A 24997-nucleotide genomic window follows, 5' to 3' on the forward strand; every position below is an offset into this window, starting at 1 on the left:
GTAACGGGAGCGGGTGTCACTGATCAGGATAATTGAATTTCAACCGCATTAACTAATTCAGCGACATCAAAAGGTTTGGGCACAACCTCATCAGCGCATACTTCTTTGATAGTCTTCATTACTTTAGGATGGGTAGAGTAAACAATAACAGGAATATGCTTTGTTTTATGGTTCGCCTTTAGTGTACGGCATATTTCTGTTCCATCTTCACTTGGTCTGATAATATCAAGTATGATGGCATCCGGCTTATAATTCTCAATCGTGTCAAAAATGAGAGCTTGTGTATGTAATGTTTTGACTTCATAACCTTCATCTTCCAGCACATAAGTCACGATCTCCAGGAGTGCTTCATCGTTCTCAATAACAAGGATCTTTTTCTTCATTGCTTAAACAAACATTAAATATAATAAATTATACAGATTAAATACAATATGTTCGTTTGTGGCGGCTGTTTTTCTATCGCAATATTATATAAATCTTTCTCGAAATCCTGTAAAATCCATAGCCCGAACCCGGCGTAAATTTGTGCTGTTAAACAAAAGACATGTCAGCACTACAATTACAAACTCTTACGTTCCCAGTTACCGGCATGACCTGCGCCGCCTGTGCATCCAGCGTAGAATCGATGATCGGCGCACAAAATGGCGTTGAAAAGGCAGAAGTGAACTATGCCACACAATCCGTTAAAGTTGCCTTTCATCCCGAAATTATTCAGCCAGTCAATTTGCAGCAATCGGTTCAGTCGGTTGGTTATGATCTGATCATCGATACGGTGAATGGCAAAGAAAAACAAGCGGAAGCGCAGCAAAGTCATTACCAGCAGTTGAAGATAAATATTACCTGGGCCATTATATTGACGCTTCCCGTAGTACTGATCGGGATGGTGTTTATGGACATACCTTATGCCAATTATATCATGATGGCATTAACTGCACCGGTTCTTTTTATAGCAGGCAAAAACTTTTTTATCAACGCCTGGAAACAGGCCAGGCATGGCCGGGCTAATATGGATACGCTGGTCACCATGAGTACCGGCATTGCCTTTTTATTCAGCGTTTTCAATACTTTCTTCCCGGAGTTTTGGCATCGCCAGGGACTGCACCCGCACGTTTACTTTGAGGCAGCTTCCGTAGTGATCGTTTTTATCATGCTGGGGAAATTATTAGAAGAAAAAGCAAAATCCAATACCTCGTCCGCCATTAAAAAACTGATCGGCCTACAACCCAAAACAGTGTTGCTCATCACTGCAGAAGGTGAAAAAGAAACAGCTATTGCAGATGTGCAGATCGGCGACCGCCTGTTGGTTCGGCCAGGTGAAAAGATCCCGGTTGACGGCATAGTTGATGAAGGCAACTCTTTTGTGGATGAAAGCATGATCACAGGTGAGCCTGTCGCTGTAGAGAAAAAAGCAGGCGACTCTGTTTTTACCGGCACCTTAAACCAAAAAGGAAGTTTCCGGTTTACGGCAGAAAAGGTTGGTGGCGAAACCTTGCTGGCCCAGATCATTCAATTGGTGCAGGACGCGCAAGGCTCTAAAGCCCCTGTACAAAAATTAGTGGACAAAATCGCCGGCATTTTTGTTCCTATGGTCATGCTGATCGCTTTATTAAGCTTAGGTGCATGGCTGGTATTTGGCGGGCAACATGCCCTAACACAAGGCTTACTGGCGATGGTTACGGTACTGGTGATTGCCTGTCCCTGTTCTTTGGGGTTGGCTACCCCAACCGCCATTATGGTGGGTATTGGAAAAGGTGCAGAAAACGGCATTTTAATCAAAGATGCCGAAGGATTGGAATTAGGCCATAAGGTAAATGCGGTGGTACTGGATAAAACCGGTACAATCACACAGGGAAAACCCGTAGTTGCTGACCTGCTTTGGGCAAAGTCTCTTCCAATTGATCAAAGTCAATTACAGGGATTATTTTTAGCGTTAGAACAGCAATCCGAACATCCTTTGGCTGAGGCAATCGTAGCTCACCTGAAACCCGGCAATAACCTTTCTGTAAAAATAAATTCATTTAATAGTTTAACCGGGCGTGGCGTTGAAGCGAATTTTGATGCCCAGCTTTACTTTGCCGGAAGCCATAAACTGATCGGGGAAAGAAATATAGCGGTACCCGAAGATTTGAAAATTGCTATCGGAACCCATTTAAACCAGGCGAAAACGGTGATCTACTTTGCCAATCAAACGCAGGTATTGGCAATTGCCGCCATAGCCGACCCTATCAAAGCCGGCTCGGCAGCAGCCGTTGGCCAGTTAAAGAAACAGGGGATTGCTATTTATATGTTGACCGGGGATAACGCACAAACCGCAGCTGCTATCGCAAAAGAAGCGGGTATCGACCATTTCCAAGCCGACACTATGCCATCAGACAAAGCGGACTTTGTTAAAAAACTGCAGGCTGAAGGTAAAATCGTAGCTATGATCGGTGACGGCATCAACGACAGCCAGGCCTTAGCACAGGCTGATGTAAGTATAGCAATGGGCAAAGGTTCCGATATCGCGATGGATGTAGCCAAGATCACGCTGGTCTCGTCAGACCTGCAACAAGTACCCAAAGCATTAAGGCTTTCCAAACTGACCGTGCGCACGATAAAGCAAAACCTGTTCTGGGCTTTTATTTATAATCTGATCGGCATACCTATTGCCGCCGGTATACTATACCCCGTGAATGGTTTCTTACTCAACCCGATGATCGCTGGCGCGGCCATGGCTTTAAGCTCTGTATCGGTGGTTAGTAATAGCCTGCGGTTGAAACTTACAAAACTTAATCTTTAATTTTTAAAATAAAAAACGTGGAAACTTTAAAATTCAAAACAAATATCAAATGCGGTGGCTGTATTGCAACCGTAACCCCGGCTTTAGATAACCTGGAAGGTATAGAAAAATGGGAAGTGGACACCGCCAACCCGGATAAGATCCTTACGGTCGAATCGGATAATGGATTAAATGCAAATGAAGTGATCAGCGCTTTAAAAACCAAAGGTTATAACGCTGAAAAAATTTAACCGTAATATTGCTAAATAAAAATATGATCCTGCATATTAAAAATATGGTTTGTGACCGCTGCATTATGGTGGTTAGACAACAGTTGCAAAACATTGGGCTGAATGTGAGTGAGGTAAACTTAGGTTCCGCTACCGTTCAGCCCGAACAGGACAGCGAGCAATTGAGCCTGATCTCGTCGCAACTTAAACTACTGGGCTTTGAATTACTGGACAATGAAAAGGACCGCATCGTAGAGCGGATCAAAAGCCTGATCATTGAAAAGGTACACCATAGTGACCTCGCCGATACCCATTTGAATTTCTCACAATATCTGTCGGAAGGTTTGAATAAAGATTACGCCTACCTTAGCCGAATGTTCTCCGATGCTGAAGACACGACCATCGAAAAATTTATTATTCAGCAAAAAATAGAAAAAGTAAAAGAATTGCTGGAATACAAAGAATTAAATTTAAACGAGATCACTTGGAAGATGGGTTACAGTAGCAGTGCGCATTTATCAGCTCAATTTAAAGCAATCACTGGTTTAACCCCAAGTCAGTTTAAAGCTTCAGGAAAAACTAATAGAAAAGCGATTGATAAGATCTAAGAATAAATATGAGTATCCGGGCGATGATCCTATCGGCAAAAGAATTTATGAAAACGAGCATAAAACTTGTTGTGGATAGTTATTATAAATATCTTTAAGCGATATACCCTGCGGGCTTAATGAGGAAATTTTGTGCTTTATTGATGACATCGTTTTACCTGTTGTTAACAACAGGTGCTTACGAGTGCCTATTGCATTGCACAGCTGATTTAGTATTTTCTCAATTTAACGAAAGCCGCCAGTTGCATCCGGCAAACGACGATCACGATCAGGCTAAACAAGCGGACGATGATGATTGCAAAAAGGGTGACTGTACCTGCTGTTACCATCATGGAAATTATGTAGTAAAAGAGAACTTTAGGGCCACTATTGACTTTCAGTTTTCCGTTAGTCAAATCGCGTTGGCTCCCCGGAATCAGGAAAGGTATTCTTCATTCATATCGGAAATTATCAAGCCGTCCATCTGTTGGCCAAGATCAACGGGGCCACCCTTTTTATTCCGGCAACCTATTTATATCTCTAACAGAACTCTTCTTATCTGATCAAGCGTTGCTGCCACCCAGGCGGCTGGATATCCTATTATCTGTTAACGCTGAATGATCATAATTACACCCACAAGGCTGATGCTTTCAATAAGCACCTTATTGGGGATTACTGATCTTACCATCCGCTAATAAAAAACATTGAATCACCTATTGTTTAGGGCGGCAATGGATTAATTATAAACCAGCGGGCGATCCTTTTGTTCTACTGCATCAAGCGTGTTGAAATACCAGGCGAGTAACAAGATAATCTTTGAAAATCAATCATAAAGTTATCATCCTAATCACATTATAATGAGCAATTATTTTATTACTCAACCTCCTTTCGGTAAAAGAAAGGGAAAATCTTATTTTATTTCATTTATAAACAAGGTGTTAAGATTTTCAAAAATCGGATACACGGTAAGCCCCGTTGACACGATAGTTGATATGAATACTATTGAACAACGAATTAACTATTACCATTTATTAGATAATGTTTTATCAAATAATGTCGCTGGTGATATAGTTGAATTAGGTTGTTTTACAGGCCAGTGCGCTATGTTGTTTCAAAAGGTCATAGAACAACACCAGTCGGAGAAAAAACTTCATTTGTACGATACTTTTGAAAATAAATATACCATACAGGGCGAGGTAGAAGATCAACTGATCCGCAATTTCAACGATGCAGGTTTGAAGTTACCTGTTTTGCATAAAGGGTTATTTCAAGATACCCTCCCTGGACAATTACCTGATCAAATTTGTTTTATACACATCGACTGTGGTTTTGGAGGCGATCAATCTTTACATAAAGACGTTATTTTAAACTGCCTAAAAGAGGTTTATCCCCGAATGCCAACGGGCGGGGTCTGTGTGCTTATGGATTATTATGATGAGCAAGTTAACGGTGTTGGATTTGATGCCCACCCCGGTGTTAAGCTTGCATGTGATGAATTTTTAGCTGATAAATCCGAAAAGGTCGGTTGCCTATTTGGCAATCAATATTATCATGGTTTTTTCAGGAAAGATTAAATACGGACAGGTCAGTAAAATATAAACGTTACCGCTAAAAATCATTCAAGTATGATGGATATAAGAAAAATAGAAAAAGAAGATATAGATAAATGTGTTGACCTATGCATCGAATCGTGTAATCGCCCGCCTTGGAACCATCAATGGGACTATGATACCGCATTAAAATATCTCCGGGAATTCGCTGCCCAAACCCGGTTTGTCGGATTTATTTTATATGAACGCGGTAAGATAACAGGTATATTACTGGGACACTTAAAGACATGGTGGGCAAATGATCTGCTACACATTGATGAGATATTTATTTCTCCCGACAAACAAAAAATGGGGTATGGAAAACTTTTGTTAGAACATACCGAACAATATGCCCGTGAGCAGGGATGCGATGTTGTAAGTCTAATGACAAGTAAGCAAATGCTGGCCACTGAATTTAAGAACGATATTAATTACCATCATGCGGAACACTATATTTTCTTATTTAAAACTGTTTAATTTATGGTGTTGGAAATCCATATTGATAACTATATAAATTAAGTAAAGGCAATGAAAAAAGTAAAGGCCGGTCTGGTATGGTTGTTAAAATTTTTGTTTGTTAAAAAATGCTGCCGGTAGGGATTTGCATATCTTAGTTCTTTATTCCTAAACATGAGCGAACATTTACAGTCTATTATCAGTCAATATAAAAACGACCAGGAGTCAGTTTATAATACCTGGTTTATCAATAATGAAGAACGATTGAAAGCGTTTCGCTCTATTCGCCGGGGAGTATTACAGGTTATTGATGACATTAAAACGAAGCGCTTTGGGAACGATTTTAAAGGAACCTCACTTGAATTTGTTTTGAGTTGCATAACAGAGCAAAAACAGGTTTTTGAAGGGGCATCACATCCTTTCTATTGGAAACCCAAATTACGGATTCCCGATATTTACGAGAACCAGCCTAATAAGATCGCTTTTGGACAATTTTTAGAGAATTGTATTAATGCAAAAAATGAAGAACACATCATCAGGGAAATTAAAAAACTGGATGCTTTAAAGATCAAAGGTTTGGGGCCTGCTGTGGCCAGCATTCTTTATTTTTTGCATCCCACATTGATTCCGCCGTTTAATACCGCGATCATTAATGGGTTCAACTATCTTTTTAAAGACAAAAAGAAATTAGGTAGCTGGAGTGAATATCTCAAGATAAGGGAAGTCATTATGGATCTGAATCGTCAACATTGCAATGAGCTGTCTTTGGACACCGGGGCATTCGCAGGCTTGTTATTCGAGATCGGCACACAAAAGTTGCTGTTAGGTAAAGATGAATATCTTTCGGAAACTGAACGCACAAGGCTTGAAAGGTTGATCGAAAAGCGGCATAAGGACAAACGGGTTGAAACGGAGGACGAACATTTGCATAATGAAATGCAGTATCATTTGTTAAAGATCGGCCATGCGCTCGGATATGATGTGATCGCAGCCTCTAATGACCGGTCTAAATCATGGGGCGGTAATAAGTTTACGTTTATTTCACTGGCAGACTTTCCAGACTTAGTGTTAGACAAAGAAGTCTTAAATACCGTTAAATTAATTGACGTACTGTGGTTTGAAAAGGGAACTGCTAAAGTTATCGCTGCTTTTGAGGTCGAAAAGAGCACCAGTATCTACTCGGGAATTTTGAGGCTAACTGATCTAAGTTGCAGCGTGAACAATAAAGAAGAAGTATTATACCTGGTGGTTCCTGATAACCGGGAGAAAGATGTAATTATGCAGTTATCCCGCCCGTCGATCAAACAAGGAAATATGCAAATGAAATACATCTGCTTTAGCGATCTGAGGCAACATTGCGATGCCTTATGTAAATTCGGTGATGATCATGCTATTATGCAAAAGATAGCCCGGACAGTGGCTTAGTACGATTTTTATAATAGAGTATAAATTTAAAACGTAATTATATAAAACAATTTGACAACCTGTTGTTTAACTTTGTAGTTGAAGATGAAAAGTAAAGCACTTTTATTTTTATTCATATTCCTGCTAAACACCGCTACGGGGTTCGCTTGTGCTTTACGTATGTCCGTCCATGAGCATGATGAATCTACAGAACATCACCACGAAGGTAACGAAGCTACGGAACACCATCATGAACATGATGAGAAAGAAATGGCTCCTGTTAAGCATCAGCTACTGCTATTCAACCAGACTTCGCTTGCTCAAAGTGACCCTTGCTGCCAGGGGGCTGTTAATAGCTTTAATACGTTAGCTAAAATTACCCCGCAATCAACGCAAATTATTTTATTGGCCCCTTTTACTTATATAGGTGCTTATTATCAATTCTTTTTAAATCCGGTTACCGTTAGTCAATCAATCCGATTGGTGTTAGTTGACGGACGACGACGGCCTCCTACATACCCTATCCGCATCGCGCTGCAAAGCTTTCAGATTTGATTAATTGATAGAACATTAAGACTACATGGCTTCGTCATGTCAAAATTTTTCTATTACATTAATTAATTCAGATCATGAAAAAGATATTTTTATTGGTTGCTTTAATGGCAACAGTTTCTACCCAACTACTTTTTGCGCAGGATAACAAATCAACTTCGCTCACACCTTTATTGGCATCTTATTACGATATTAAAGATGCTTTGATCAAATCAAATAGCGCCGATGCTGCTACTCATGCCGGAACGTTTTTAAAAGCGGTTAACGGCGTAGATATGAAGTCGCTGCCCGCAGCGGATATGTCCACTTTTATGGCGGCGCATGAAAAACTGGCTTTCGATGCCAGGCATATTTCCGAAAGCAAGGATATCGCCCACCAGAGGGAGCATTTTGCCAATTTTTCAGTTAACTTTTTTAAATTGGCCAAGGCTGTAAAATTAACGGATAAACCTGTTTACTATGCTTATTGCCCAATGAAAAAGAGCTATTGGTTATCGGCCGAGGATGTGATCAAAAACCCTTACTATGGCAGCCAAATGCTCACCTGTGGTAAGGTTGCTGAAACCCTGAATAAATAACTAACAAGTTGCTAATTAATAAGTTATATATTGGAAGCGGTGTATATTAACCCCAACACTATTTATATATGAAAAATCTAATCATTCTTTCAACTATTGGCTTGCTGTCATTTTCAATGATTGCCTGTAATCAAACTAATAAATCAACTTCCGGTAACACCGAGAAGGATACAACTGTTGCAACAAACACAGCCGCTGCCGCGTCACAATCAAAATCAGGGGTTGATCCGAAAACGACTGCTTCTGTAAAGGAAATGGTTGGAAATTACCTGCAATTGAAAAATGCACTGACAAAAGATAATAGCAATGATGCGGCAACTGCCGGCAAAGCACTATCTGATGGTTTTGCAAAACTTGATCAGTCCGTACTTACTCCAACGCAAAAGAAATCCTATACCGATATTGCTGATGATGCTAAAGAAATGGCGGAACATATTGGTATAAGCGCCGGTAAGCTTCCCCATCAACGCGAACATTTTGATATGTTAAGTAAAGACATGGTTGACCTTGTTAAACTATTTGGCGCGGGGCAGCCTTTATTTGTGGATCATTGTCCGATGTACAATAATAACAAAGGAGCGGATTGGCTGAGCGAGACGAAGGACATCAAAAACCCTTACCTGGGCACCAAGATGCCTACCTGCGGTTCTGTTAAAGAAGAGTTATAATAGCTACCATGAAACGTGCCCTGAAAATTACACTTGTCGTAATAGGAATCCTTTTTCTTGCGGTTCAACTGATCCCGCGTGATCACAATGATGGAAGAAGTGTGCAGCCGAATAACCTGACCAAAGTATTCCCTGTTCCGGCAAGTGTTGGCGCTATCTTAAAAAAATCATGTTACGACTGCCATAGCAATCGCACCAATTATCCCTGGTATGCACAAATACAACCATTCAGGTATATGCTTGACGACCATATAAGAGGTGGAAAAGCAGAGTTGAATTTTGATGAATTTGGGAGTTATACACCCAGAAAACAACGCAGCAAGTTAAGGGCAATTGGTGAAAGTTTGGATGAGGGCTCCATGCCTTTATCCTCTTATACCCTGATACACAGAAATGCCATACTTTCCAAAGAAGACAAGCAGTTGCTGGTTAATTGGGTAAAGTCAACCAGCGATAGGCAGCATTAAAAGATATAAAGATGAAAAAAATTATAATAGTATTATTGATGCTTTGCTTCAGGCAATTGGCATCTGCACAAACCGATATGAAGGACATGACCGGAATGCAAAAGCAGCAGCCGGTTACCTATACCTGCCCGATGCACCCGGAGATCCATGCTACTAAGCCGGGTAACTGCCCTAAATGCGGGATGAAACTGGTTAAGGAAAAGCCCAAAGCTACCGTAAAAAAGCCCGCTGGGATGAAAACGCCAGCAAAAAAAAGCGATATGAGCGGTATGAAAATGGATCAGGGAAAACCAACATCTACTTCTGAAAAGGCTGACGGTATGAAAATGCCAATGAAAGATCCGGGCAAAAAAGCCGATGACATGAGCGGAATGAAGATGGATGGGATGAAAATGGGGGGTGATGCGACAGCAGATGAAATGAAAATTGCAAAAGCTAATTTAGGTCCAATTAAAACACTCGTCAATAATACACCTCCACGTACCGTTCGTTATGACCTGTATATTGCAGATACCACCGTAAATTTTGCCGGGAAGCCAAAGCGTGCTATCGCGGTAAACGGAAGCATCCCGATGCCGACCCTGACATTTACAGAAGGCGATACCGCGGAGATCTATGTGCATAATAAACTGAAGGAAGAGACCTCCCTGCATTGGCACGGACTTTTCCTGCCCAATCGATACGATGGTGTGCCTAACCTAACGCAAATGCCGATTATGCCGGGAGAAACGCATCTATACAAATTTCCGATCAGGCAGCATGGCACCCATTGGTACCATAGCCACACGGGTTTACAGGAGCAAATTGGCATGTACGGTGCATTTATCATGAACAAGCGGAAAGAATGGAATATACCCACCTTACCAGTGGTGCTGAGTGAGTGGACAAACATGAACCCCAAAGAGGTTGATCGCAGTTTACACGCGGCATCCGATTGGTTTGCCATACAAAAAGGCACGACACAAAGCTATTTGGAGGCGATTAAATCAGGCCATTTTAAAACAAAAGTAGCGAATGAATGGAAACGGATGAATGCAATGGATGTGAGCGATGTTTACTACGATAAGTTCCTGATCAACGGTAAAAATCAGAACGAACAGCCCCAATATAAGGCCGGTGATAAAGTAAGGCTGCGGATAGCCAATGGCGGCGCTACTTCTTACTTCTGGTTGAAATACGCCGGCGGTAAAGTTACCGTCGTCGCTACTGATGGTAATGATGTGGAGCCTGTTGAGGTGGATAGGCTAATCATCGCGCCATCCGAAACATACGATGTGGTAGTGACTATTCCGGATAATAAAAGCTATGAGTTTTTGATAACACCGGAAGACCGTACTAAATCAGCTTCGCTTTGGTTAGGGAAAGGTCAGAAAGTGCCTGCCGCAAAAATGCCAAAGTTGAAATACTTTGCCGGGATGAAAATGATGAACGACATGATGGATATGAATGGCAACATGGTACAAATGGATGGCATGAACATGCAGAACCAGATCATGGACATGAATACCGTGATGTATCCGGAAATCACCGGCGAGGAAAAGCCTGGTAAGAAAGAGGTAAACGCAGCCATGCCAGGTATGCAGATGGCGAATGACAAGAGTATGTCGGGAATGAACATGGCTGCCGATAACCCGGACATAGTAACACTCAATTATAATATGTTGCGTGATCCGCACAAGACCACATTGCCCAAAGGCCCGATGAAGGAACTGAAGTTTGACCTGACCGGCAACATGAACCGTTATGTATGGACACTGGATAATAAAACCGTATCCGAATCTGATAAGATCTTAATAAAAAAAGGAGAAAACCTACGGATCATCTTATATAACAACAGCATGATGCGCCACCCGATGCACCTGCATGGCCACGACTTCAGGGTAATCAATGGTCAGGGCGAAAACGCACCCATGAAAAACGTGATCGATATTATGCCAATGGAGCGGGATACCATTGAGTTTGCGGCCTCTGAAAAGAGTGGCGACTGGTTTTTTCATTGCCATATTTTATACCACATGATGAGTGGCATGGGCCGGATATTCAGCTATGAAAACTCGCCCCCCAACCCGGATGTTCCCGATCCTAAACTGGCGCAGCGCATGTTAAATCGCGACGATCAAATGCCCCATCTGATGGGCAAGATCGGCCTGGAAAGTAACGGTAGTGACGGGCAGATCATGCTGTCAAATACGCGCTGGAAAGCCAGCACGATGTGGCATTTAGGTACCAATGCGATGATGGGCTATGAAAGTGAAACCATGATCGGGCGTTATATCGGCAGGATGCAATGGCTGTTTCCTTATGTAGGTTTTGATTATCATTATAAGAAATTTGACCCGGATGAAAAAAATATATTTGGTAGCGATGCTAAAAATCTCTTCGGCCAAATAAGCAATAAGGAAAACCGCCATACGGTCGTAGCGGGTTTGGCTTATACGCTACCTATGTTATTCGTAGCAGATATGCGGATTGACGGCAATGGCAAACTGCGCTTCCAGTTAGGGAGGGATGATATACCGGTTTCAAGTCGTTTACGCTTTAATATCATGGTCAATACCGATAAGGAATATGCGGCAGGTTTGCGATATATTATAACCAAATACTTTTCTTTGTCAACGCATTACGATAGCGACATGGGTTTAGGCGGTGGATTAACATTAACTTATTAAAACTTTACAGCTATGAAAAATCAACACGAACGTCATACTATGGGAGGGGATAAAATGCCTGCCGGTAAACATATGGCTCATAACGATGATGTTATGGATCACAGCAAATTGAAACATGGTAGCAATGCTCACATGGGGATGTCGGAGCATGACCACCATGCCATGATGATCGCTGATTTTAAAAAGAGGTTTTATGTGGTGTTGGTATTGACCATTCCGGTCATGTTGTTGTCTATGCAAATTCAACAATGGCTACATCTGGACATTAACTTCAGCGGCTCATCTTATCTGCTTTTTGCTTTAGCTTCTGTTGTATTTGTTTATGGCGGCTGGCCGTTTCTAAGTGGCTGGATGAGCGAAATGAAGGGTAAAAATCCCGGCATGATGACCTTGATCGGTTTTGCGATAACGGTAGCCTATGCTTACAGTGCAGCCACAGTATTTGGACTAAAGGGCATGGATTTCTTTTGGGAACTGGCTACGCTGATCCTGATCATGCTTTTAGGGCACTGGATAGAAATGCGTTCGGTGATGGGCGCGTCAAATGAACTGGAGCTATTGGTTCAATTGATGCCAGCCGATGCGCACATGGTCATGGGCGATCAAATTCATGATGTAAAAACCGATACCTTAAAGGAGAACGATGTTATTTTGATAAAGCCGGGAGAAAAAGTTGCGGCCGACGGAATTATACTGGAGGGTGAAAGTTATTTGAATGAATCCATGCTGACCGGGGAATCCAAGCCGGTACAAAAAGTAAAGGGTGATAAAGTTATTGCCGGTTCTATCAACGGCAATGGCTCCTTTAAAGTTACGGTGTCTCATGCGGCCAAAGATTCCTATCTATCGCAGGTGGTTAAACTGGTAGATGATGCGCAAAAGTCAAAATCACAAACGCAGCTATTAGCCGATACTGCAGCCAAATGGCTAACCGTGATCGCCTTGGTAACCGGCATCGGCACTTTTCTTTACTGGTATTTAACCGGCCAAACTTTAGCATTCGCGATGGAGCGAATGGTGACTGTTATTGTAATTTGCTGTCCCCATGCGTTAGGACTGGCGGTGCCATTAGTCGTTGCCAAATCAACGGCGTTGTCGGCAAAACATGGCTTACTGATCAAGAACAGGACGGCATTTGAAAACTCCCGCAAGATCACCACCATTGTGTTTGATAAAACAGGTACGCTTACGGTAGGCAAATTTGAAGTGTCAAAGATCGTGCTGCTGGATAAAGACCTGAACGAAAAAGAGCTTGTCCGTTTGGCATCGGCACTCGAACAAAACTCAGAACACCCTATCGCTACCGGTATCTTGCAAAAAGTAAAGGATTTAAAGATCACTATTCCGAAGGCAGAGAGCTTTAAAGCCATCACTGGTCAGGGCGTTGAAGCTACGGTAGCAGGTAAAAAAATCAGGGTGGTTAGTCCGGGTTATTTAAAAGAACACAAGTTAACTATGCCGGATGGCTTTACTGCCAATGATACGGAAACGGTCGTATTTGTATTGATCGACAAGAAACTGGCCGGATATATCGCTTTATCAGATGAGATCCGTCCCGAATCAGCAGAAGCTATCAAAACCCTAAAAGATGAAAACATCAAATCTATCCTGCTTACAGGGGACAATAATAAAGTAGCCGCCAGCGTGAGTAAAACTTTGGGCATGGATAGTTTTATCGCCGAAGTGCTACCGCATCAGAAGCTGGAGAAGATAAAAGAATTGCAGGGAAAAGGTGAATTTGTAGCGATGACCGGCGATGGTGTGAATGATGCGCCTGCACTTGCCCAGGCGGATATTGGAATCGCGGTAGGATCGGGAAGCGATATCGCCGCAGAAACCGCAGGAATTGTTTTGGTGAACAGTAATCCTAAGGATATTGTCAGTTTGATCTTGTTTGGCAAAGCGACTTACCGGAAGATGGTCCAGAACCTGGCTTGGGCCACCGGCTATAATGTAATTGCTTTGCCATTGGCTGCCGGTGTACTTTACAATCAGGGTATTGTACTAAGCCCGGCAGCAGGTGCAGTTTTAATGACTGTCAGTACCGTTGTCGTAGCGATCAATGCCAGCTTGTTAAAAGTAAAAGTTTAGTACAATAGGATATAAATTTTTAACGGAATTATATAAATGATCAATAAGGGTTGCCCCTATATTTACAGAGGAATATTTAAGTAGCCAATGCTGCAATATTTTAAACAATAAGCGTTTTCATAAGAGCATGAAGTCTTTAGCTGTTTTTCTCATTTTGAATATATTGCTTTTATCCTCGTTTTCGGGTATGGCAAACATTCGTCATGAAAAAGCATCTTGTTGCATAGCAAAAACGCAAAAAGATTGTTGTCGCCATCAAAGACATAGTTCTGATGATGATTGTGCCAAAGGAAATTGCAACGCCATGCTGTCCTGCGGAACGTGTGGGTTTATCGTAACTCAGCCAGTATATTTTTCACCTGCGGTTATTGATCTTCATCAGCAATCTACCCACCCATTTAAAACAGGTGAATTATCAGATTATCACCATAATGGCTGGAACCCGCCGAAAGTTTAATAATTCAATCTGCATATCGGTCGTTTCGTGGCCGCGCTATTCAATTAATTATTAATCTTTAAATTCAAAATCATGAAAAAGTTTCTTTTCATCACCATGGTGATGCTATTGTCTGCTATATCTATTACTTATGCCAATACCCCTTGCTGCAACAGCAAAATAACCTGCTCTAAATGCGCAAAGGGATGCGGGCCAAACTGCAAAGATTATTGCAGTAAAAGCTGTAAGGATTCAGGAGAATGTAAGACTAAGTGTAAGTTATAAGTAAAAAGGTAGCCGTCCCGTAATCGGGGCGGCTCTGCTTACCTGTCTTTAATCAAATAAAAATAGTAATTTCGATTTGTGAAACGTACCGCACTCATATTTCTAACGGCCATTTATCTTTTATCCCTTGTGGGTATTGGGATAAACCGTTTTTATTGCTGCGGTAAGCTGACTTCGGTTACATTGACCTATGCTTCGGCAGATCACACGGATCAAAATAATTGCTGCAAACACGACACTAAAAGCTTCAAGGTAAAGGATAGCCATGTAACTGCCGTTTCATTTGTTTTTAGTGAACTTTCCGCGGCAATTATACCAGCACCCGCTAACTGGACTTTGGTTACTTTCGCTACCGAACAAGTTGATCATACCAACTATCAAGCTAATGCCCCACCAGGTGAACCTGATATACCGATCTATACCTTAAACTGCACCTACAGGATCTGACCTGTTTCTCTTAGCCCGTACTTTCTGTACCCGGCTATCATACTTTCGTAATCCATCTTAATTCATAATCTGTGTAGGCTTTCCTATGCTATTTATCCATTTTCAAATTTTAACAACATGAAAAAAGTAATGCTGATGGCTGTTGCCATCCTGTTTTCTGTCGCGACCGTTTTTGCTGCACATTCGGGCAATCCAGTTTCTGACACTACCAAAACTAAAAAGGTAAAACCTGCCAGCAAAGTACAATACACCTGTACCATGCACCCGGAAGTAATTAGTGAAAAACCCGGCAAATGCCCGAAATGTGGTATGACGCTGGTTGAAAAAAAGCCAGCGAAAAAGAAAGCTGAACCGATGAAAATGTAAAACCTATCAGCCCCGCAAACTGCGGGGCTGATTAAAGCAATTAAGATGATTAATCAATTGATTTCCCTGTCCTTAAAAAACAGGTATATCGTGCTGCTGATCGCCATCGCTTTGTTTGCGTGGGGAGTTTATGCAGTCCGTGAAAATCCTATAGATGCGATACCCGACCTGTCGGAGAACCAGGTGATCGTATTTACCGAATGGCAGGGTCGCAGCCCGCAGGTGATGGAAGACCAGGTGACTTACCCATTGGTAAGTAATTTACAGGGTATCCCAAAAGTCAGGGCTATCCGCGCTACTTCCATGTTCGGGATGAGCTTTGTTTATATTGTATTTGAAGATAAAGCTGATGTGTATTGGGCACGAAGCCGGGTACTGGAACGACTGAACTACGCGCAGCGTTTATTGCCGCAAGGGATTACCCCAACGCTCGGACCAGACGGCACTGGTGTGGGCCATATTTTGTGGTATACTTTGGATGCTAAAGGCATGGACTTAGGTGAACAACGCGCCTTGCAGGATTGGTATGTAAAACTGGGTTTGCAAACGGTTTCAGGTGTGAGCGAAGTGGCTTCCTTCGGCGGCTTTGAAAAGCAATACCAGGTCAGCATTGATCCCAATAAACTAAATTATTATCATATCCCGCTATCACAGGTACTCAAATCCATCAAAAGTAATAATAACGATGTGGGCGGGCGCAAGTTTGAGATGAACGGCACGGGTTATATTGTCCGTGGGCTGGGCTATGTTAAAAGTTTAGCCGATGTGGAAAGCATCCCGGTAGGGGTGATCAATACCATACCTGTTAAGATCAAAGATATTGCGACAGTTCAAATGGGTGGGGATGAACGCTTGGGTATTTTTGACCGAAACGGGAATGGTGAAGCGGTAGGTGGTATCGTGGTAATGCGTTACGGCGAAAATGCCGACAAAGTGATCCATGCCGTTAAGGCTAAAATGGCAGACATCCAAAAAGGCTTACCTGCGGGTGTTAGCTTTAAGATCGCATATGACCGTAGCGAACTCATTGAAAATGCCGTTGGTTCTGTTAAACATACGCTCATCGAAGAAATGATCACGGTATCTATTATCGTTATCCTGTTCTTATTGAGTATTAAAAGCGCATTGAGCATCATCATACAAATACCGATCACCATCGCGGCCAGCTTTATTTTGTTAAACGCATTTGGCATATCATCTAACATCATGTCATTAACCGGTATCGCTTTAGCCATTGGGGTGATCGTGGATAACGGCATCGTCATGGTAGAAAACTCGCATAGGAACTTATCCATTGCACAAGAAAAGGAAAAGTTATGACCACAGCAGAAAGAATAAAAATTATCGAGGCCTCCTGCAAGCAGGTTGGCCGTGGCGTGTTCTTTTCTACGCTCATTATCGTTGCTTCATTCCTGCCGGTATTTTTGTTGGAAGGGCAAGAGGGCAAGCTATTTGGCCCGTTAGCCTGGACAAAGACATTCATATTGGCTATTGATGCGATACTCGCGGTAACGCTCGCACCCGTACTGATCTCTTTTTTCCTGAAAGGGAAATTAAGGACAGATGACCATAATCCGCTCAACCGGGGACTGGAAAAGATTTACCGCCCCGTACTTAACTGGTGCGTGACCTGGCGTAAAACCACCATTGGGATCAATATCATTGCTTTACTCGTTAGCATACCGCTTTTGCTAAGCTTAGGGAGTGAGTTTATGCCTCCATTGGATGAGGGGACTATCTTGTTTATGCCGGTTACCCAGCCGGATGTGTCGAATGCCCAAGTCAAACAGCTTTTACAGGTACAAGATAAGATTATCAAAAGCCTGCCCGAAGTGGCTAATGTGTTGGGCAAAGCAGGCAGGGCGAATACCGCTACCGATAATTCACCGATCAGTATGACAGAAACCATCGTGCTGTTAAAGCCAAAAAGTGAATGGCGCGCGGGTATTAAAAAAGAAGATATTATCAATGAATTAAACGCAAAGCTGCAAATACCCGGTGTTGTCAATGGCTGGACACAGCCCATTATCAACCGAATTAATATGCTTTCTACAGGCATCCGCACAGATGTAGGTTTAAAGATTTACGGTCAAAACTTGGATACAATCAGTACCCTGGCTAACCAAATGAAACAAGCTTTAACAGGGTTGAACGGTGTAAAAGATCTGTATGTCGACCCGATCACCGGCGGGAAATACCTGGATATCCAAGTGAACAAAGATGCTATTGGCCGTTATGGACTGAGTGTAGATGATGTGAACGAAGTAGTGGAGAGCGCTTTGGGTGGGATGAATTTAACAACGACCGTTGAGGGCAGGCAGCGATTTAGCGTTAATGCACGACTTGCGCAGGATTACCGCAATAATTTAGAGGCTATCAAACGCACACTCGTACAAACAATGAATAACGGCCCTATACCTTTATCATCGGTTGCCAATATTAAGATAAGTGATGGCCCAGCGATGATCCAATCAGAAAATGCGTTGTTGCGGGGCACCGTATTGTTTAATGTACGTGACCGTGATTTGGGCAGTACTGTTCAGGAGGCACAGGATAAACTAAATAGCCTCGTTAAAAGATTGCCTAAAGGGTACTATATTGAATGGAGTGGCCAGTACGAAAACCTGATCCGTGCAGAGCACACATTAAAGCTGATATTACCCATTGTACTCATTATCATCTTTGCTTGTTTGTATTTCGCTTTTCATTCCATCCGTGAAGCGTTCTTTAGCCTGATCTCTATCCCATTCGCTTTGATTGGCGGGGCGTATATGGTGTATTTCTTCGGCGTTCATCTATCCGTTGCGGTAGCCGTGGGCTTTATCGCCCTTTTTGGCATCGCCGTGGAAACAGGTATTGTGATGGTCATTTATTTGAATGATGCCATGCAACAGTTGGTTACTTTAAAAGGCAATTCTAAGGAAACCATTACTAAAGAAGATTTAAGATTTTACGTAATGAACGGCGCGGTAAAACGCCTGCGCCCAAAATTGATGACTGTTTGCGTAGCCCTGTTTGGTTTAGTGCCGGTACTGTGGGCAACGGGGACAGGCAGCGATGTGATGTTGCCCATTGTGCTGCCGATGATCGGCGGGGTATTAACTTCTTCCACGCATATTTTATTGGTTACCCCGCTGATCTTTTTAATGGTGAAAGAGTATGAACTCAAAAAACATGGTAAGCTGGAAGTATTGGAGGTAAAGGAATAATGAAAAAATATCAAATTATACTAACGGGCTTAATGTGTGCAGCAACAGTCGCAAAGGCACAGCGCCTGCCTTTAGACAGTGTTTTAGCCCGTGTGGTCGCTAATCCGGCGTTAATGGCTTATGATGCAAAGGCAAGCGCGCAGGATGTTTACGCAACCGGGGCGAAAAGTTTGGATGCGCCCAAAATCAGCGCAGGACAATACCAGGTGCCTTATCAACTCAATCCTAATGGCGGTGCCTTTATGATCCAGGCCGAGCAAATGTTTACCAATCCTGCCAAACTTCGGGCCAAAGAAGATTATATGAAAGGCTTATCCAACGTAACGAAGGAAGATAAGAACTACTTGAAAAATCAACTGATCGCCCAGGCCAGACAATACTATTATGAACGTGTGGTATTGGAAAAAAAGTTGGTGCAATTACAAAATACCGAAAGCTTACTGGAATATATGCTGAAAGATGCCAATATCCGGCTAACCTATGGTAAAGAAAAGCTACCGAATATTTACAAAGCCAAAGCCGACCTGTTTGAATTGGATAACACCAGGGAACAACTCAGCAATGAGATCAGCCAAAAGAATATCATGCTCAACACGCTGATGAACCGGACACAGCAAACTACTTTTACCGTAGATACCACTATTGTGTTGAAAGAGTACGAAACCAGCATTACCGATACGGCCATGCTGGCCGCTGCGCGTAGTGATATTAAGGGGATTAACCGGAATATTGACCTGCAACAACTCAATATGCAAATGGAGTACGCCAAGCGTAAACCGGACTTTGGGATACAGGCGGGGCACATGCAAAGTTATGGCGGTTATGCTAATCAATATATTTTAATGGGTTCGATTACCATTCCTATCGTTCCCTGGGCCTCAAAAGAGTATAAGGCCAACTTGAAAGGCATCCGTTATGAAGTTGAAGAGTTACAGCAAAAGAAACTGGATATCTTAAACCAGGCGCAGGGGCAACTGGCGGGCTATCGAACCGATATGGGCAGTAAGAAAAGGCAGTTAAAGAATTACCAGCTAAACATCATCCCTGCTTTACAAAACACTTATAAAACATCCTTGCAGGCTTATGAGCAGAATACGGGCGACCTGCCATCGGTACTGGACGGTATCAAAAGCTTACAGGCAGCGAGAATGAGTGCATTGGACCGCTTACAGGAATTATTAACCTTACAGGTAGCTTATGAAAGGGAATATGAAAAGTATTAAAACAATCTTAATGGGACTACTTGCCCTCACTATATTGGTAAGTGCATGTTCCAATCCTAAACCCGCACAAGTTACGGCAACCGTGAAAAGTGATGTCAAATACACCTGTCCGATGCACTCACAGATCATGGAAGACCATCCGGGTAACTGCCCGATCTGCGGGATGACGTTGGTAAAGAAATCAGGCCAGGCCAGCGAAGATGCGGGGATTAGCCTGAATACTGTTTTGCAGCCCATTACCAGTAACGTCATTTCTTCGGTTGGCTCTATTACGCCTGTAGAAAAAGTAACCGCTACCGAAATTTCAGCGGATGGTTACTTAGATTTCGACACCCGTACCTTTAACAATATCGCTTCCCGCTTTTCTGGCCGTATCGAAAAACTGTATATCAAATATGCCTTTCAGGAAATACACCAAGGGCAACGCATTTTCGATATTTATAGCCCTGACCTGGTAACAGCGCAACAGGATTTAATTTATCTGGCCAAAAACTCCGCCGAGGAAATGGAATTGATCAATGCGGCCCGGCAAAAGCTTTTATTAATGGGCATGACCACGGCACAAGTTAACCAGGTTGTTAAAACAGGGAAAGCATTTTATAGCTTGCCGGTCTATAGTACTTACGATGGTCATGTGCATGATGTGGCGCATAGTCAGATGGGTGGCACAGCAGATCAAAAGGCTGCTTCGGACTTTTCCAATAATCTGCCATTAGCAATCAAAGAAGGCATGTATGTGACCAAAGGGCAAACGCTTTTCAATGTGGTTAACCCACACCAGCTATGGGCGGTCATAAAAATTGACCAATCAGGGATAGCTGCTTTAAAATTAAACCAGCCGGTTGAAATTACATTACCGGATATGCCCGATAGGACGATTGCGGGGAAAGTGAATTTTATTGAACCTACTTTGCAGGATGGCGACAAAACAACCAGTATCCGGGTATACCTTGATAACATGGATCATGACTTGAAAGTGAACAGCCTTGTTAAAGCAAATATACAAACCGGAACTGTCAAAGGCTTATGGATACCTAAATCGGCTCTGTTGGATCTGGGTAACACCACAGTAGTATGGTTAAAACAGGGTGCTTTATTTAAAGCACATGAAGTCCATACCGGAACTACAAACGGCAAAGTGGTGTTGATCACAAAAGGGCTTATAGCCACCGATAGCCTGGCATCAAACGCCCAATATTTAACAGATAGCGAAAGCTTCATTAAAACAAAAGGTCATGAATAAGATCATATTATTAGCCTTACTGTTCGCCTTATTTTTTGTGGCCTGCAAGCAAAAGCCGCAACAATCGGTGAAACAGGAAACAAAAGCCTATTATACTTGCTCGATGCACCCGCAGGTGCATGAAGACCATGACGGTAATTGCCCGATTTGCGGGATGAAACTCATTAAAGTGGAGTTAACAGATGCGGCCAGCTCCAATACCATCACGTTAAACGCTACGCAATTACAGCTTGCCGGGATACAAACGGACACGATCAGGGAAGAAAATACAGGCAATGAAAAAACACTAACGGGTACCGTAACCACGAATGAAAATACCGCATCTGAACTAAGCGCACGGTTAGCAGGCCGGGTACAGCAATTATTTATACGGGCTGTCGGTGGAAAAATAGCTATTGGACAGCCAGTTTATTCCATTTACAGTGAAGACTTGCAGGAGGCGGAAAAGGAATACTTGTTGGCCAAACAACAGCAAAAGGTATTACATAATCCCGATGTGGATTACCCGCAATTGACCGCTGCCGCAGAAAGCAAATTGAAATTATGGGGTTTATCTGCTTCACAGATCAAAAGCCTGGCAGCAACTCAGAAAGTATCTGCCACCACCACGATATTGAGTAATATCGCCGGTACAGTAAGTGATATTGCCGTTCACGAGGGGGATTATGTAACCGAGGGTATGACGGTGCTGAAAACACAGGGGCTGAACAGTCTTTGGGTGGAAGCGCAGCTTTACGTCAGCGAAACCGGCAATTACAACAAGAACGATGTGGTCAATGTTTCTTTGCCTGATCTCGGCGGCACCGTCATCAAAGGCAAAGTGGAGTTTATCAATCCAGAGCTATCGGACGCATCCAAAGTTGATCTAATCAGAATCAGTATCCCCAACCCGCAAGGTTTGATCCGGCCGGGAATGCAGGCCTATATCGCGATAGGTGGTAGCAATAACCGTTCTTTAGCGGTGCCTGCTTCGGCCATGCTAACTAATGGCAGCGGTAGTATGGTTTATGTGAAAAATACAAATGGCAGTTTTTCACCGAGAATGATCACAACAGGAGTCGGCAATCAAAACTATGTGCCTGTTTTGTCGGGCTTAAACAAGGGCGATATTGTGGTAACCAACGGGGCCTATTTATTGAACAGCGAGGCCATCTTTAAAAATGGTAGTAATAATAAGATGGCTGGGATGAAAATGTAAGTTGGCTTAATACGCTTTTCTTAATCTATCCGCGAACTCGTCTGTCAGTGGGCTGGCCTCAATTGCATGGACGGCTTTTTCTACATCATAGGCAAAGCGGATGAAATCGACTGTGGTCGTATCCGCGATGGTTAGTAATACATAACCTCCCATCGGGTTGCCATCTTTTGGCTTACCGACTGAACCGATATTGATCACCTGTTTATTGCCAATCACGCGATGGTACGGCAAATGCGAATGTCCTACACAAAGGATATCCGCATTTGCTTCGTTCATCATTTGCAGGACGTACGCTTCATCCAGATCTTCAATTATATATTCATTGATGCTACGGGTGCTGCCATGTGTCAGGACGATATTTAATTGGTCATTGTTAAGTTTGCATTCCAGTTCGATATGTGCAGGGAGTGTATCCAGATACGCGCGGTTGTCTGCAGTAACTAATTCGTATGCGTAACCGTTGGTTTTAAGATCATGGTTACCAGCGAGCGTTGCAATACCGCGCCTTCGTATTTCTGCAATAACTTCGTTAGGCCAAATGTTGTAACCGATCATATCGCCTAAACAATAAACCGCATCTACCTTACGACTGTCCAGATCAGCCAGGAATGCCTCAAATGCCGGTAGGTTGGCATGTATATCTGAAAAAAGTGCGATCCTCATCTTACCCGTTCCTTAACATATCTGCGTATTCATTTGGAAGCGGGCTGTCTTCAACTGCTTTGGCTGCTTTCTCAACGTCATAATCAAAGCGTATAAACTCCACCTTGATACTATCTTTATCTGTTTTGGAACTGTTTTCATTGATGTGTAATAACACATAGCCGCCACGCGGGTCTTTATCTTTCGGTTTACCTACCGAGCCGATATTAATGGCATGGTAGAACTGGTCATTTGCTGTCAGTGTTCGGTGATATGGCTGATGGGTATGGCCAAAGCATAGCACATCCGCATCAGCCGTTTCCATAATGCGTAGCATGCTTTTTTCGTCCCTATCTTCAAAAAGGTATTCGTTCACTTTCCGTGGACTGCCATGTACGAACAATACATTCAGCTTGTCGCCATTCAGTTGGTATTCTAACCTGATATGGGCGGGCAGTGTGCGCAAATAAGCCCGCTGTTCATCTTTTACAACTTCGTTGGTATAAGCAATAGATACTTTACCTAAAGCTTTCTCCTCGTCTGTTTTATAAGCGCAGCCACAATCATCGCTATGCCTGCCGATACCAAAGTCATAGTTACCGGTAATGCACGGAATGTTACGCTTACGTATCTCATCGATCACTTCGTTAGGCCAGATGTTATAGCCTACCAGGTCGCCGAGGCAGTAAACAGCATCAGGCTTTTGTAATTCGACGTCGGCAAAAAATGCCTCCAGCGCCGGTAGGTTAGCGTGTATATCGGAGAAAAGGGCTATTTTCATTTAGTTACAGATAATGGTTTGTTATAATATTTCTTACGGAAGTAAAAGGCCAGGTTCACCAATGCGATCAGAGCAGGCACTTCTACCAAAGGGCCGATCACCCCGGCAAAGGCTTCACCTGAGTTGATGCCGAATACGCCGATAGCCACAGCTATGGCCAGTTCAAAGTTATTGCCGGTTGCTGTAAAGGCTATTGATGTTGACCTCGAATAGTCTGCCCCAAATGATTTACCGATAAAGAAACTCAGCACGAACATGATGGTAAAGTAAATAACCAGCGGTATAGCGATACGTAATACATCAAATGGTATCTGTACGATCAGGTTACCTTTCAGGCTGAACATCACTACGATGGTAAACAGCAAAGCGATCAGGGTTATGGGCGATATGAATGGTACATATTTGTTTTGAAACCATTCTTCACCTTTCAATTTGATGAGTGTACAGCGGCTAATAACACCGGCGGCAAACGGAACACCAAGATAGATGCCTACGCTTTTGGCAATCTCGCCAATAGTGATGTTGACGGCTAAGCCTTTTAACCCGAATAATGGAGGTAGTACGGTAATAAAGAGATAAGCATAAACGCTGTACAATAGCACCTGAAAGATACTGTTCAAAGCGATCAGACCAGCGGCATATTCGCGGTTGCCCTCAGCCAATTCATTCCATACTACCACCATCGCGATACAACGGGCAAGCCCGATCAGTATCAATCCGACCATGTAAGCCGGATGGTCACGTAACAAAGTGATCGCCAAAACAAACATCAGTATCGGCCCGATGATCCAATTTAGGATAAGCGAAGCGCTAAGTACTTTCGTATCCTTGAAAACCTCGCCCATGTTCTCGTATTTTACTTTTGCCAATGGTGGATACATCATCAGAATGAGACCAATAGCCAAAGGAATATTGGTCGTTCCGCTGGAAAATGAATTGATGAAAGTTGATGAAGATGGAATGAAATAGCCTACGGCTACCCCAATGGCCATGGCCAGGAATATCCAAAGCGTTAGATAGCTGTCAAGGAAACTTAGTTTTTTACGTTCGGCCACCGGGGCACAGTTGTTTGCTGACATAATTATTGCTTATATCGTGTTTTAGTGTGAATTGTATAT

Annotated in this window: 25 protein-coding genes; 20 read left to right on the plus strand and 5 right to left on the minus strand. The window is 42.8% G+C overall.

Annotated elements, in window-relative coordinates:
• Positions 1–23: 23 nt before the first annotated feature.
• Positions 24–383, minus strand: a complete 360-nt coding sequence (locus WC743_RS10930; protein ID WP_373012012.1) for a response regulator transcription factor — start codon at positions 381–383, stop codon at positions 24–26.
• Between the two features lie 161 nt (positions 384–544).
• On the opposite strand from WC743_RS10930, the gene WC743_RS10935 reads away from it, so the two are divergent.
• From WC743_RS10935 to WC743_RS10945, 3 genes are all read left to right on the plus strand, one after another.
• Entirely contained in the window at positions 545–2779 is a 2235-nt protein-coding gene (locus WC743_RS10935) for a heavy metal translocating P-type ATPase (protein ID WP_373012013.1), read from the plus strand.
• 17 nt (positions 2780–2796) lie between these two features.
• Positions 2797–3009 (plus strand): heavy-metal-associated domain-containing protein, encoded by a 213-nt coding sequence (locus WC743_RS10940; RefSeq protein ID WP_373012014.1) that lies wholly within the window; start codon positions 2797–2799, stop codon positions 3007–3009.
• Between the two features lie 65 nt (positions 3010–3074).
• Positions 3075–3596 (plus strand): helix-turn-helix domain-containing protein, encoded by a 522-nt coding sequence (locus WC743_RS10945; RefSeq protein WP_373012015.1) that lies wholly within the window; start codon positions 3075–3077, stop codon positions 3594–3596.
• Positions 3597–3805: 209 nt separating this feature from the next.
• Here WC743_RS10945 and WC743_RS10950 read toward each other — a convergent pair whose 3' ends face one another.
• Positions 3806–3928 carry a hypothetical protein gene (locus WC743_RS10950; RefSeq protein ID WP_373012016.1) on the minus strand — a complete coding sequence of 41 codons (123 nt, stop codon included), beginning with the start codon at positions 3926–3928 and terminating at the stop codon, positions 3806–3808.
• Positions 3929–4432: 504 nt separating this feature from the next.
• On the opposite strand from WC743_RS10950, the gene WC743_RS10955 reads away from it, so the two are divergent.
• The 17 genes from WC743_RS10955 to WC743_RS11035 all read left to right on the plus strand — a co-directional run bounded on the left by WC743_RS10955 (position 4433) and on the right by WC743_RS11035 (position 22456).
• Entirely contained in the window at positions 4433–5149 is a 717-nt protein-coding gene (locus WC743_RS10955) for a TylF/MycF/NovP-related O-methyltransferase (protein ID WP_373012017.1), read from the plus strand.
• Positions 5150–5200: 51 nt separating this feature from the next.
• Entirely contained in the window at positions 5201–5641 is a 441-nt protein-coding gene (locus tag WC743_RS10960) for a GNAT family N-acetyltransferase (protein WP_373012018.1), read from the plus strand.
• A 153-nt stretch (positions 5642–5794) separates the two neighbouring features.
• Positions 5795–7045, plus strand: coding sequence for a hypothetical protein (locus WC743_RS10965; protein WP_373012019.1), 1251 nt, complete (start codon positions 5795–5797; stop codon positions 7043–7045).
• 84 nt (positions 7046–7129) lie between these two features.
• A complete protein-coding gene (locus WC743_RS10970) occupies positions 7130–7579 on the plus strand; it encodes a hypothetical protein (RefSeq protein WP_373012020.1) in 450 nt (149 codons plus the stop codon).
• Between the two features lie 74 nt (positions 7580–7653).
• On the plus strand, positions 7654–8154 hold the full coding sequence (locus tag WC743_RS10975; RefSeq protein WP_373012021.1) for a DUF3347 domain-containing protein: 501 nt from the start codon (positions 7654–7656) through the stop codon (positions 8152–8154).
• Positions 8155–8222: 68 nt separating this feature from the next.
• Entirely contained in the window at positions 8223–8822 is a 600-nt protein-coding gene (locus tag WC743_RS10980) for a DUF3347 domain-containing protein (RefSeq protein ID WP_373012022.1), read from the plus strand.
• A gap of 8 nt (positions 8823–8830) precedes the next feature.
• Entirely contained in the window at positions 8831–9289 is a 459-nt protein-coding gene (locus tag WC743_RS10985; RefSeq protein WP_373012023.1) for a heme-binding domain-containing protein, read from the plus strand.
• A gap of 11 nt (positions 9290–9300) precedes the next feature.
• A complete protein-coding gene (locus tag WC743_RS10990; protein WP_373012025.1) occupies positions 9301–11958 on the plus strand; it encodes a multicopper oxidase domain-containing protein in 2658 nt (885 codons plus the stop codon).
• Between the two features lie 12 nt (positions 11959–11970).
• On the plus strand, positions 11971–14049 hold the full coding sequence (locus tag WC743_RS10995) for a copper-translocating P-type ATPase (protein WP_373012026.1): 2079 nt from the start codon (positions 11971–11973) through the stop codon (positions 14047–14049).
• A 127-nt stretch (positions 14050–14176) separates the two neighbouring features.
• Entirely contained in the window at positions 14177–14506 is a 330-nt protein-coding gene (locus tag WC743_RS11000; RefSeq protein ID WP_373012027.1) for a hypothetical protein, read from the plus strand.
• 342 nt (positions 14507–14848) lie between these two features.
• Positions 14849–15217, plus strand: coding sequence for a hypothetical protein (locus tag WC743_RS11005; RefSeq protein WP_373012028.1), 369 nt, complete (start codon positions 14849–14851; stop codon positions 15215–15217).
• Positions 15218–15334: 117 nt separating this feature from the next.
• Positions 15335–15583: a heavy metal-binding domain-containing protein gene (locus tag WC743_RS11010; RefSeq protein WP_373012029.1), complete on the plus strand. Its 249-nt coding sequence runs from the start codon at positions 15335–15337 to the stop codon at positions 15581–15583.
• Positions 15584–15628: 45 nt separating this feature from the next.
• Positions 15629–16903: an efflux RND transporter permease subunit gene (locus tag WC743_RS11015; RefSeq protein WP_373012030.1), complete on the plus strand. Its 1275-nt coding sequence runs from the start codon at positions 15629–15631 to the stop codon at positions 16901–16903.
• The gene (locus tag WC743_RS11020) at positions 16900–18792 is read left to right on the plus strand and encodes an efflux RND transporter permease subunit (RefSeq protein ID WP_373012031.1); all 1893 of its coding nucleotides are present in this window, start codon (positions 16900–16902) and stop codon (positions 18790–18792) included. The genes WC743_RS11015 and WC743_RS11020 overlap by 4 nt, the downstream gene beginning before the upstream one ends.
• Entirely contained in the window at positions 18792–20015 is a 1224-nt protein-coding gene (locus WC743_RS11025; protein ID WP_373012032.1) for a TolC family protein, read from the plus strand. The genes WC743_RS11020 and WC743_RS11025 overlap by 1 nt, the downstream gene beginning before the upstream one ends.
• Positions 20016–20025: 10 nt before the next feature.
• Positions 20026–21258 (plus strand): HlyD family efflux transporter periplasmic adaptor subunit, encoded by a 1233-nt coding sequence (locus tag WC743_RS11030; protein ID WP_373012033.1) that lies wholly within the window; start codon positions 20026–20028, stop codon positions 21256–21258.
• Entirely contained in the window at positions 21251–22456 is a 1206-nt protein-coding gene (locus WC743_RS11035) for an efflux RND transporter periplasmic adaptor subunit (protein WP_373012034.1), read from the plus strand. The genes WC743_RS11030 and WC743_RS11035 overlap by 8 nt, the downstream gene beginning before the upstream one ends.
• A gap of 6 nt (positions 22457–22462) precedes the next feature.
• On the opposite strand, the gene WC743_RS11040 is transcribed toward WC743_RS11035, so the two are convergent.
• From WC743_RS11040 to arsB, 3 genes are read right to left on the minus strand one after another with little or no spacing between them, the layout of a single operon-like run.
• On the minus strand, positions 22463–23119 hold the full coding sequence (locus WC743_RS11040) for a metallophosphoesterase (protein WP_373012035.1): 657 nt from the start codon (positions 23117–23119) through the stop codon (positions 22463–22465).
• Position 23120: 1 nt separating this feature from the next.
• Complete coding sequence (locus tag WC743_RS11045) at positions 23121–23879, minus strand: metallophosphoesterase (RefSeq protein ID WP_373012036.1); 759 nt, start codon at positions 23877–23879, stop codon at positions 23121–23123.
• Positions 23876–24958: an ACR3 family arsenite efflux transporter gene (gene arsB / locus WC743_RS11050; RefSeq protein ID WP_373012037.1), complete on the minus strand. Its 1083-nt coding sequence runs from the start codon at positions 24956–24958 to the stop codon at positions 23876–23878. The genes WC743_RS11045 and arsB overlap by 4 nt, the downstream gene beginning before the upstream one ends.
• Positions 24959–24997 lie beyond the last annotated feature (39 nt).

Source organism: Mucilaginibacter sp. (genome assembly GCF_041660805.1).
Lineage (GTDB): Bacteria > Bacteroidota > Bacteroidia > Sphingobacteriales > Sphingobacteriaceae > Mucilaginibacter.